The sequence below is a fragment of the Nonlabens sp. Ci31 genome (assembly GCF_012974865.1).
Lineage (GTDB): Bacteria > Bacteroidota > Bacteroidia > Flavobacteriales > Flavobacteriaceae > Nonlabens.
The window spans coordinates 570,276-582,734 of record NZ_CP043633.1 but is presented as its reverse complement, the minus strand read 5'-3'; the positions used below and the strand labels follow the sequence as shown (position 1 = coordinate 582,734).

Genomic DNA, 12,459 nt, shown 5'->3' with positions numbered 1-12,459 from the left:
TTATACTTTAACTCCACATTTAATTCAAATTCGTTCTTATAAGAAATGTGAACTAATGACTATCGATGGTTTTAGATCAATCCTTTCAATTCTTCAAAATCTAAACCTCCATAATTACCGCTGCTCATCAATAGCAAAGCACTCTTGTCTAAGGACTGTTTAAACAGCCATTCTTTAAATGTGGCAGGATCTGTCATAACTATTAAGTCATCTCTATCAAAAGCTTCTAATATCTGCTCTCTGGACACAGGGGCAAGCTTTTTAATCTCTACTGCATGCGGACTGTAAAAAACTACGGCGACACTTGCTGGGTCCAGTGCGCTTTTATACTGTATTAAAAATTCTGGATCCAGGCTGGAGTAGGTATGCAATTCTAAGCAAGCGATAATTTTACGTCCTTTGTATTGTGCTGCAACTGCTGCTGTTGTAGCAGCAACTTTACTAGGGGAATGTGCAAAATCTTTATAGATCACCGCATCTGAATTTTCGGCGATTTTTTCAAGGCGTTTGGAGGCTCCTTTAAAGGTCGCAATAGCTTCATAAAAATCATCTTCATCAATGCCCATGTGTTGACACATCCATTTAGCACCAGCGAGATTGCTCAAGTTGTGTTTACCAAAAATTTCAATAGGCATATCTCCTTCAGGAGTGTCCAGATAAGTAATACCATTGATGATTTGATGTGCTGGAACTGTATAAGAATGTTTTCTAGTAGGTTTTGTAGCCGCTTCAGATATTGCTACAACTGCCGCATCATCTTCATTGTAAACGAGAATACTACCGTCTTTCATCAATTCAACAAACTGCTCAAACTGACTCAAGTAATTTTCCCAAGTAGGAAAAACATTGATATGATCCCAAGCGATGCCTGAAATCAATGCGATATTAGGTTGGTACAAATGAAATTTAGGTCTTCTATCGATAGGACTAGAAAGATATTCATCACCTTCTAAAACTATAAATTCATTTTCTTCAGTAAGATGCACCATGGTATCAAAACCGTCCAGTTGTGCACCTACCATATAATCCACTTCTTTTTCATGGTAATGCATGACATGAAGAATCATAGAAGTAATGGTTGTTTTACCATGAGAGCCGCCTATAACAACACGTGTTTTGTTTTTAGACTGTTCATAGAGGTATTCGGGATAAGAATAAATTCTAAGCCCTAATTCTTGAGCTTTTAATAATTCCGGATTGTCCTCTTTTGCATGCATTCCTAAAATTACAGCATCGAGATCTGTAGTGATCTTCTCTGTAAACCAGCCAAATTCTTGTGGAAACAAACCGTACTTGTCCAGTCTGGACTTACTTGGTTCAAAGATAGTATCGTCGCTACCTGTTACATGATCACCTTTGTGATGTAAAGCAAGAGCAAGATTGTGCATGGCGCTGCCGCCTATCGCGATAAAGTGTACGCGCATATAATGAGTTTTTGGTAAGTTATAAAACTTAATTGATGTTACTCGCTTATTTGTAGCCGTGTTTCTAAGCTAGCGATATCGAGAGCAAGCTGATAGTCTTGGTGTTTTTGTCGGGCGCGTTTGAGAACTTTTAGGGCTTTGTCATAATTCTTTAATTTATTCTCATACACCGCTGCTAGTTTTCTATAGGTAACTAAAGAGCCACCAGTTTCTACCGCTTTACCATAAGAAACCACCGCCTTGTCATAATCTTCTTCATATTCATCTATAAATCCATGTGCCAGATGTCCATCTACAGGAGATAAATTTAAAAGCTCGTTAGCATAGGAGCGGCTTTTCTTAATAGAGCCACCTACTAGGCCAGGTAGTTCACAGTATAATTGAGATAACGCATGTCTTGATTCTATATGATTGGGATCCAGTCTGGCTGCTTTTTTAAGATACATTTTGATATCGTCCAGCATGCCTAGTGCCTTTAACTTGGAGCAACTTTTAGCATAAAGTCCCATGGCACCGCCGTATTTAAAGTTGTAGTGGGCATCTTTTGGTTTGTTTTCTAACAATATCTTGTAGTAGCTCATTGCCGTTTTAAAGTCTTTTTTATGACCGGCTATGTCTCCTAAACGTTCTATAACGTTTAAGTCAGCACTGTTCTGCTTATACAATTTAGTAAATGATACCAGGGCTTTGTCGTATTTCTCGCCTCTGTATAATTGTTCCGCTTTCGCGAAAGCGGACTGACCATAAACAACTGTGCCCGTTAAAAACAATAGTGTGATTAAAATCTTCTTCATCTAACAAAAATATCAAAAACTAAACCAAAATTGCATTCCCTCATTGAAAAGGTGCTTTTACTCATTCTATTTTTTCTAAAGCTAGGAATCAACGTACCTTTATTACAAACTAGAAGAATCATGAAAAAGTATCTTTTCATAATATTACTACTGCTATCAGGCAGTCATCTGGCGCTAGCACAAGATTTTTATACAGACAAGTGGCAACAAGCCGAAAAATTCGAACTCGAAAATAAAATAGACGATGCCAAAAAAGTGGTGGAAGAAATTTACAAACGTGCCAAAAGAAAAAAAGACGGCGACCAGCTGGTAAAGACTTTTATGTTTCGTGCCAAGTTTGATCTCATTAAAGAAGAAAAAGCACAGCAAAAAGTCCTCAACGAATTAGAAGCCCTGATCGATAAAGCAAAACTCCCCCAAAAAAACATCTATCATTCCATCTATGCAAAGTTGCTCAACGACTACCTAAGCCAGAACCGCTGGCAAATACAAAACCGAACTGCTGGCGGAGTCATGGATCATAGCGATTTTCTAACTTGGGATGCAAAAATTTTCCTTGCAGAAATTTCAAAACACTACCAGCTTTCCTTAAAGGATAGCCATAAGCTCGGTAAGATTCCAGTATCAGACTTTTCTGCTATACTCTACGCGCGACCTTTAGGAAGGGAATGGAGACCTACCTTATTGGACCTACTCGCTAGGGAAGCTTTGGACTTTTACAAAACGGGATACAACAGACTGACTACTCCTAGAGAATCTTATGTCATCACAGTGAAAAATGCGTTCCTACCAACTCAAGAACTTCAAAAATTAAAAAGACCGGCCGGAGATACTATTTATTCTAAATATGATGTCGTACAACTTTATGCTTCTTTAGAAGAATTACACTTCTCACAAAAAGAAGAGGCTCCTTATGTGAGTATTATTTTAGAACGTTTAGAATATGAGCGCAGTGTTTTGGGTTATTCAGAGGCACTTCCAGGTTATGTGGCATTTCATGAGCGGCTATTAGAACAATATAAAGGAAAGGCTTTGAGTACGCTGGTAAGTCATCAATTGGCACAATATTACTATGCACGTAGCAATAGCCTAGATATAAACACAAGACAAGCAGCTAGAGATACAGCTATTGAAATGGCAAAAGAGGCCCTAGAGAAATACCCAGATTCTTATGGCGCTTTAAAATGTGCCGCCTTACTTTCAGATATCTACCGACCTTCTTTAGATGTGCAGCATCAAGATTTAATTATTCCCAATGAGCCACATCGAGGTGTAGTTTCTTATCAAAATGTAGATAATGCTGCGATGAGTTTTATAAAAGTTTCTTATAATCATAACAGCAAAAATGGCTTCAGAGATTCATTGTATCGAGCCGAACTCAAAAATTCTCAAAAAGAAAATCGCATCGCATTATATAAAGAATTCAAATTGAGGTCTTCAAAAGACACCTACTCGCACACGTATGAATACGACGCAAAAGGTCTCGCAGCAGGAACTTATTTAGTGATCCTAGAAACCAATCAAGAAGATAAAAAAAGTATTTCTGGAAGTTATATGACTGTTTCCCAAATGACTCTTTTTAAAAGAGCTGTAGGCAACCAAGTAGAAATTCAAATACTGGATAGAAAATCGGGAAAACCCATAGAGAATGTCGAGATAGCGACATCTATTGAGGATGGAATATACAGGAATAGAGGAAAAACAAATAGGGAAGGAAAACTTTCTTTTGTAGCCTACAAAGAGCAAAGGAGGTTTGATATCAAGGCTACTTTTAAAGATGACGTTCTGACCACAAGTTTGTATCACTATGAAGGAGGAACACAAGATTTTACGGAAGATCTGGAAGTAAAAACATTTCTGTATTTAGACCGAGCGATTTATAGACCAGGACAGACGGTCTATTACAAAGGAATTGCTGTTTCAAAAAAAGGAGAAGTATCTAAAGTGGTGGCAGGAGAAGAATTTGAAATTCTCGTGGAAGATGCCAATTATGAAGAAGTCTTTAAAACCAACGTTACTACAAACGAATACGGTAGCTTTCATGGAGAATTCACTTTGCCTAAAGAAGTGCTGACTGGAGAATTTACCATCGAGATCGATAGTGAGCAAGATTCTGATTTTTGGGACGCCGTGGACGATTTTGAATACGGCGAGTTTGGTTTTATGGTCGAAGAGTACAAAAGACCACGTTTTAAAGCCGACTTTAAAGAAGTAGAAGCTACCTATCAATTAAATGATTCAGTTACAGTTACTGCTCATGCGAAAGCATTACTAGGTTCTAACATCACAGATGCAGACATACATTATAAAGTAACAAGAAGCGCCAGTTTGCCTTGGTGGAAATATTCTGGATATTATTCTGGTGAGCAAATTATAGCCGATAGTAAAGAGCTGGAAGGCGATTTTAAAACTGATCATCAAGGAGAATTTGAGATCAAGTTCAAAGCCGTAGCAGATTCTACCCTAGCAGGAAAAGATGTGCATCCTATTTATTCGTATCAAATTGAAGTAGAAATCACCGATGTGAACGGAGAAACACGAACGGCCTCTACTTCTGTAAGAGTGGGCAAGCAAGCACTGGAATTAAGTGTGATCAGTCCATCTACTCTAGATGTGGAGAATAATGAAGTGAAAGTAGTTGCCAAAAACCTCAATGGAAAAGCTATAAATGCGGTCATAGAGCTACAAATCAGACAACTCCAACAACCAGATCATGTGGTCATCAGTTCTGGACTACCACAAGCCGAATTTCAAGAACTCAACGATGTGAATTACAGACAGCGTTATCCTTATTCAGATTTACGACTTAGCGAGCAAGCTGGAGAATGGAAAGACGCGCCTGTACTATTCAAAAAACGCATGACCACAGATTCGTTAACAACTATTGAAATTCCGATTACCAAAAACTGGGATAATGGCAACTACGTGATCTATGCAAAAGCCATAGAAGTAGGAAAAGGAAAAAGCCTGAATCAAGAAGAGGATGTTGTAGAAGAGATGGTAAAAAAAGAGGTTTGGGCAAATAAAAATCGATCCATAAATCCTGTGATGGTTTCTCATCATCTTAAGATAGAAGACGATTTTGCTATAGTAGATTTCTTTACGGCTATGGATGGCGTTTATATGCAACTTCTGACTTATGATAAACGAAAAATCATAAAAGAAAAAGTCATCTTTTTACCCAAAGGAAAAACAACTAAAAAATTCAACCTTAAAGAAGCTAAGGGTCAACAAATAGGATTTAGATATGCCGTTCAAATTGAAAATGAGTATGTAAGCAATCAATTCAGCGCAGCAATAGAAAAAGCAGCAGTCAGTAATTATCAAATTACCACCAATACCTTTAGGGATAAACTCTATCCAGGAATGGAAGAAGAATGGTCGTTTACCATAAAAGATCAAGATAACACCGCCATGAATGCTGAAGTACTGGCTAGTATGTACGATAAAAGCCTGGATGAGTTCACTACAGCTTCTTGGAATGGTTTTAGTTTTTATAATTATAATAGTGATTTTGAGCCAGACTTTTTTAATGAGTTGACTGGACTTAAAACTGGTTATAATTACAATGGTATTTCTGGTAATTATGTGTCTATGCCATCTTTGGATTTTGATCGTTTTAATTATTACGGATTGGACTTTATTCCTAATTCCTATCGATATAAAAGATACAAGCAAAAACTATCCAGAAAAATGGAGACTCCTAAACCAATCCAAGGGAAATTGGTAGGTAAAATATATGACAATAACGGAGAGCAAATTGTAGGAGCAACTATTTCTATAAATGGTAAAGAAATAGGAGCTATATCAGACTTTGATGGATATTATATACTTGACCCTGAAAAAGGAGATACATTAATTTTTCAATTTATAGGATACATCAAAAAAGAGATCAAATACAAAGGTGAAAAAATCTTAAATATTCAGTTGGAAGAAAATGGTGATTCTTTAGATGAAGTTGTTGTCATGGGTTATAGTAACAATGCAAGGCAAATGTCAAGTGTTTCTTCCTCTGCAATTAGCGATGATTCTGAGTCACGGAGTCCTAATGATAGCATCGGCGGGATTCTTCAAGGTTTTGTTTCTGGATTAGAAGTTTCTTATGCAGATGGACAGCCTGGAGCAAGTGCCGAGGTGGTGATCAGAGGCTCTAGTTCTTTAAATGGAAATCCCCAACCATTGTATATTATTGACGGCGTTCCAATGGATGAAGCAACGTTCAAAGCAATAAATTCTAGTGATATTAAAGAAATAGCAACACTTAAAGGAGCAAACGCCACAGCCATCTACGGCAGTCGCGCTGCAAACGGAGTGATCATTATCTCCACAAAAGAAGGGGTCAGCGCCAACGACTTGGTTCTTCAAGAAATGGCATTGAACAACGTTCAAATCAGAAAAGACTTAAAAGAAATGGCTTTTTTCTTACCAGAATTAAAAACCGATACAGATGGGAATTTGAAATTCTCGTTCACCTCGCCAGAGATGTTGACCCAATGGAAATTAAGGCTCTTTGCTCATAACAAACAAGCTGAGACGGCTTATCTAGAAAAACAGGTTGTGACTCAAAAAGAATTGAGTCTGGTTCCTAACGCACCGCGATTTCTCAGAGAAACAGATACGATACGATTCTCTACTAAAATCGCAAATCTAAGCGATACAAAAATGGAAGGAATTGCAACCTTGAAATTATTTGATGCACTTACCATGCAACCTATTGATCAAGAATTGAAAAATACCAATGCACTTCAAAATTTCACTGCAGAGAAAGGTGGCAACACCTCTGTGAATTGGACTTTTGTAATTCCAGTTGGTACCAAAGCAGTTACCTATCGGGTCATTGCAAAAGCAGGTCAATATTCTGACGGAGAAGAAAACACCTTGCCTGTGCTTACTAATAGAATGCTGGTCACAGAATCCAGATCGCTTTGGGTACGTGCCGGCGAGACCGAAACTGTGGTGATGGACAAGCTAGAGAACAACAGGTCTACAACGCTAGAAAACCATCAATTGACTTTTGAATATACCTCTAATCCGAGTTGGTATGCGATCAAATCCTTGCCTTATTTAATGGAATACGAGCACAATTGTGCCGAGCAGGTTTTTTCTAGATACTATGCCAACTCTATGGCAGCACATATCTTAAACAGCAGTCCAGAGGTAAAAGAAGTTTTTGAGAGTTGGGCAGCAAATGGAACTAATAAAAGCAAGCTGGAACAAAACGAAGAGTTGAAATCGGTTATCCTGGCTCATACACCATGGTTGCGAGATGCACAAACAGAAGCCCAAAAACAACAACGTCTCGCCACGCTTTTTGATTTAGAAAAGACGGCTCTTGAGAAAAAGAAAACACTGGCAAAATTAGAAGAGAAGCAATTGTCTTCTGGAGGTTTTCCATGGTTTAGTGGGGGGAATATGAATGAATATATCACTCGACATATCGCAGCAGGAATCGGTCATTTGAATAAATTAGAAGTGAACGATGAAGATAGACCACAAACCGATCGCATGTATAAAAACGCTATTGCAGCAGTAGATCGCGCATGGGTAAAACGTTTTAACGACTACCTCAATAATCAAAAGAGTTTGAAGAAATTTGATTTTGGTGCGAGTTACTGGCATTATCAGTATGCACGCAGCTTTGAGAAGTCGGTACTCGATCAGAAGATGGATAAGGTGTTGGAAAATGGTAGAAAGTTAGCTTTCGCGAAAGCGGGAAAAGAATTTGCTTCAAAACCTTTATACACACAATTGCTCATGGCTATAGTTTTGCATAGAAACGGGGAATCAAATACGGCAGCCAAAATTTTAGAAGGCTTGCGACAAACCGCAGTGATGAACAAAGAAAACGGCATGTACTGGAAAGAAAATACGAACTCCTGGTACTGGTACAGCAGCGATATAGAAACGCAAGCACTGGCAATCGAGGCATTTTATGAAATTGAGAAAGACGCCAAAACCGTGGAGGAATTGCAAGTATGGTTGCTTAAAAAGAAAAGAACCACCCAATGGAAATCCACAAAAGCTACCGCCGATGCTACTTATGCGTTATTACTACAAAACGGCACTTGGACAAGTGTTGCCCTAAACAATAGAATCACTTGGGCAGGAAAATCCTTGCCGCAAGAAAAACTAGATGCTGTTAAAAAAGAAGCTGGAACTGGTTATTTTAAAATCTCTTTAGATAAAAATGAGATGACAAAACAGCATGCTAGAGTAGAAGTAAAGAACAAAGGTGAAGTGACTGGTTATGGCGGGTTGTACTGGCAGTATTTTGAAGATCTCGATAAGATTACTGTAGACGATAATGGACCCTTATCGGTAAAGAAGAAATTATTCAAAAAAATAAGCAACAACTCTGGAGAAGAATTAAAAGAAATCACTTCCCAAGATCCACTAGAAATAGGAGACCTGATCACCATAAGAATAGAAATAAGAACCACTGCCGATATGGATTTTGTCCACCTAAAAGATATGCGTGCCAGCGGTTTTGAACCGGGGAATGTACTATCAGAATACAAATGGCAAGATGGATTGGGGTATTATCAGAGCACCAAAGACATCGCAACTCACTTCTTTTTTGATAATGTCCCAAAAGGAACCTATGTTTTTGAATACGAAGTAAGAGCCAACAACGCAGGACATTTCTCCAATGGGATCACCATCCTAGAAAGCATGTACGCACCAGAATTTTCTAGCCATAGTGCTGGGGAACGAGTTCGAATTGAAGAGTAGGATTTATAAAAAGCTCCTCGCCTAGTTGGGCGTCTGGAATGAAAATGCTAGAGTAAATACACAAGAGTAAAAGTCAGATCGTGAACTGGTTGGGCATCTGGAATGAAAACGCTAGAGTAAATACACAAGAGTAAAAGCTCCTCGACTGATTGGGCGAGGAGCCAGATTGTGAACTGGCTGGATGTCTGGAATGAAAACACTAGAGTAAATACACAAGAGTAAAAGCTCCTCGCCTAGAACTTGCATCCGACAAGCTTTTGCGAGAGGAATGCACAGGACAGAATTTCTTGTAGCGATAGCTGGGATAAAATCAGGAGTGGTGGATAACGGTGTTTGTTGAAGCCGCAATTCTTTTAGTTAGGAATGAGCTGTTTAAAAATCAATTTCAGGATTGGTGGACACAGAGTTTGTTGAAATCTCACTTTCTTTTAAAAGAGATACGTTTTAAAAAGCAGATTCTCAGGAATGGAAGACGACAGGCTACTTGAATGGAAGACGACAGGCTACTTGCTTGTATTCTAGCGGCTTTATTCATCTGGAATACCTTTAAACTCCAAGATTAGAACACAAGCATTTCTTAATATTTCAGGTTTGTAAGATTCATGTCTTAAATTAGCTACGTGAAAGTAGAGCAATCATATCCACTGAATAAGCGAGTAGGTTTAAAGACACTTTTGATAAAGTCTTTAAGTCTCTTTTCAAGCGTCCGTTTATACAACGTTATTGTTGTTGCTATTGCTCAATTTCTGGCAGCGATTTTTATCATGGCACCAGGGCTTTCTATAAGGTCCATCTTAGCAGACTATAAACTATGGTTGATCATCCTCGCAAGTAGTGCCGCAATTGCAGGTGGCTATATCATCAATAATTTTTACGATAGAGAAAAGGACCTGATCAACAGGCCTCAAAAAACGCTGTTGGAGAACCAGGTACGTCGCTCTACCTTATGGTCGGTGTATTTTGTAGTTAACGGCATCGCTTTTATTCTAGGAAGTATTGTTTCCTGGCGTGCAGGACTATTTTTTGCGGCCTATATTTTTGCGATGTGGTTCTATTCTCATAAATTAAAGCGAGTACTATTTTTAGGTAATTTGATGGCAGCACTGCTCGCTGTACTTCCGTTTTTTGTACTTTTTATGTATTATAAAAACTTCTACCCCGTGATATTTGTCCATGGCGGATTCCTATTTTTGATTTTAGGGATGCGAGAGTTGGTCAAAGATTTAGAAAACTTAAGGGGTGATCTGACCCACAATTATAGAACGATTCCGGTGGTATTAGGAGAAAGGCTAAGCAAGCAGTTTTACACTTTGCTTACCTTCCTAACAATTGTTCCTATTGCTGCTTTAATTACTTATTTTGAAATAGGTTATATGCAGTATTACTTTACTTTAATTTTAGGAGCATTGCTAGTGTGTTTACCATTGATCTGGTCTTCTAGACGTAAGCGGGAGTATTTATTGATACATTTTATTCTTAAAATCATTATAGGCGCTGGAGTATTTTCTATTTTATTAATCGATTTACCTGATATCTTATCAAGATTACAAACCATTTTTAACTAATGAATTCAATTATTAAAGTAGCCTTGGCTCAGATTTCTCCTGTATGGCTGGATAAAAAAGCTACGCTAGAAAAGATATTATCTACGCTGGAAGAGGCTGTAAAAGAAAAAGCCGAGTTGGTTGTCTTCGGGGAAGGATTGTTGCCGGGGTATCCGTTTTGGCTCGCTCTTATGGATGGAGCTTCTTGGAATAAAAAGGAAGTAAAAGAATTGCACAGGCATTATGCGCTGAATGCCGTTTGTATAGAAAAAGGAGATTTGGACGCTGTTTGCGCTTTCGCGAAAGCGAAACATATATCCATCTATCTAGGAATTATAGAAAGACCTGAGGACCGCGGCGGTCACAGCCTTTATGCGAGTATGGTTTATATAGACCAAAATGGAATCATCCAAAGTGTGCATAGAAAACTACAACCTACTTATGATGAGCGATTGACTTGGTCGCCTGGGGATGGGAATGGACTGGTCACTCATAAATTAAAGGATTTTACTGTTAGTGGTCTCAATTGCTGGGAGAACTGGATGCCTTTAGCTCGTGCAGCCATGTACGCGCAAGGGACTAATTTACATGTAGCTTGCTGGCCTGGTAGTGATCACAACACTAAAGATAGTACTAGATTTATCGCTCGAGAAGGTCGTTGTTACGTGCTTTCAGTTTCTAGCACTATGTTTAAGGAGGATTTTCCAGTAGGAACTCCTTATCTAGAAGAGTTATTAAAAAATACTCCAGCGGTGCTTGCTAATGGTGGCAGTGCTATTGCTGGACCTGACGGTGAATGGATCGTAGCGCCTCAAGTAGGAAAAGAAGAAATTATTTACGCCACCTTGGACTTTAATAAAGTGCTGGAAGAGCGCCAAAACTTTGATCCTGTAGGCCACTATTCGCGTCCAGATGTGACACAGCTGCAGGTGAACAGAGAACGACAGAGTACCGTTAAGTTTATAAATGATTAAGGAGTTAAAGCAAGTCATCTTGATAGAGAATAAGAAATTTAAAGCGCACGGTAAATTTTTAATAACAGGTGAATACGCCGTGTTGAACAATGTTCCTGCGCTCGCTATGCCTTTAAAACTAAATCAGTATTTAGAAATTTCTTATAGAAATGATCAAGAGATCACTTGGAAAAGTCATAATAGTGATGGTGATTTATGGTATCAACTAGCTACAAATGTAAAGGACTTGTATTCAGATACAATCCATTGTTCTCATCCTATTACATCTAAATTAAGGGAGGTTTTAAATACTGCTTTGGAGCTTACTTCTAACAATTCTTTGCGAGGTTTTGACGCGGTGATGACACTGGATTTTGATCGTCATTCGGGAATGGGAACTAGTTCTACTTTGATTTCCTTGATATCTCAGTGGTTGGGATGTGATCCTTACCAATTGCAGTTCAAGTGTTTTGGAGGCAGTGGTTACGATGTGGCATGCGCGACAGCAGACCGAGCATTGATTTATAATTACAACGATTCAAAACCGCTTGTGGAAGAAGTCAACTTTGATCCAGCTATTAAAGATCAAATTTTCTTTGTGTACCTCAATCGCAAGCAAGACAGTAGAGATTCGATTGCTATGTTCCAACAAGAATTATTAACGGATGACTTGCGAGAAGAATTAAGCAACATACCAGAAGGGTTTATCAGCGCTTCTAAAAATCTTTCTAAATTTAATAACATCATAGAAAGACACGAAGAGATCATCTCTAGCTTAATAGGCTTAGCGCCTATAAAGAACCAGCTTTTTACAGATTATAAAGGTGCTATTAAGTCTTTAGGTGGTTGGGGCGGCGATTTTATCATGGCAACAGGGGGTCTTGCTGCTCGTGATTATTTTAAGAATAAAGGTTACGGCGAGATTCTAGAATGGGATGAGGTAGCTTTGTGAGTTTAAGAAAATTGACTATACCAAAAACGCCACTCTTAGAGTGGCGTTTTTTAATAGGAT

General features: G+C 38.5%; 6 protein-coding genes. 4 read left to right on the top strand and 2 right to left on the bottom strand.

Annotated features, from left to right (window positions below):
• Positions 1-71 precede the first annotated feature (71 nt).
• Together F0365_RS02625 and F0365_RS02620 are read right to left on the bottom strand one after the other, a co-directional pair.
• Positions 72-1,424 (bottom strand): UDP-N-acetylmuramate--L-alanine ligase, encoded by a 1,353-nt coding sequence (locus F0365_RS02625; protein ID WP_169932225.1) that lies wholly within the window; start codon positions 1,422-1,424, stop codon positions 72-74.
• Between the two features lie 38 nt (positions 1,425-1,462).
• Complete coding sequence (locus tag F0365_RS02620; protein ID WP_169932224.1) at positions 1,463-2,218, bottom strand: tetratricopeptide repeat protein; 756 nt, start codon at positions 2,216-2,218, stop codon at positions 1,463-1,465.
• A 120-nt stretch (positions 2,219-2,338) separates the two neighbouring features.
• Between F0365_RS02620 and F0365_RS02615 the strand changes: the two genes are divergently transcribed.
• The 4 genes from F0365_RS02615 (at position 2,339) to F0365_RS02600 (ending at position 12,399) form a co-directional block, all read left to right on the top strand.
• Positions 2,339-8,950 carry an MG2 domain-containing protein gene (locus F0365_RS02615; RefSeq protein ID WP_169932223.1) on the top strand — a complete coding sequence of 2,204 codons (6,612 nt, stop codon included), beginning with the start codon at positions 2,339-2,341 and terminating at the stop codon, positions 8,948-8,950.
• 620 nt (positions 8,951-9,570) lie between these two features.
• Positions 9,571-10,515, top strand: coding sequence for a geranylgeranylglycerol-phosphate geranylgeranyltransferase (locus F0365_RS02610; RefSeq protein WP_240961841.1), 945 nt, complete (start codon positions 9,571-9,573; stop codon positions 10,513-10,515).
• The gene (locus tag F0365_RS02605) at positions 10,515-11,468 is read left to right on the top strand and encodes a carbon-nitrogen hydrolase family protein (protein ID WP_169932222.1); all 954 of its coding nucleotides are present in this window, start codon (positions 10,515-10,517) and stop codon (positions 11,466-11,468) included. Before F0365_RS02610 ends, F0365_RS02605 begins: the two co-directional genes overlap by 1 nt.
• Entirely contained in the window at positions 11,461-12,399 is a 939-nt protein-coding gene (locus F0365_RS02600; protein WP_169932221.1) for a GYDIA family GHMP kinase, read from the top strand. The genes F0365_RS02605 and F0365_RS02600 overlap by 8 nt, the downstream gene beginning before the upstream one ends.
• Positions 12,400-12,459: the final 60 nt, after the last annotated feature.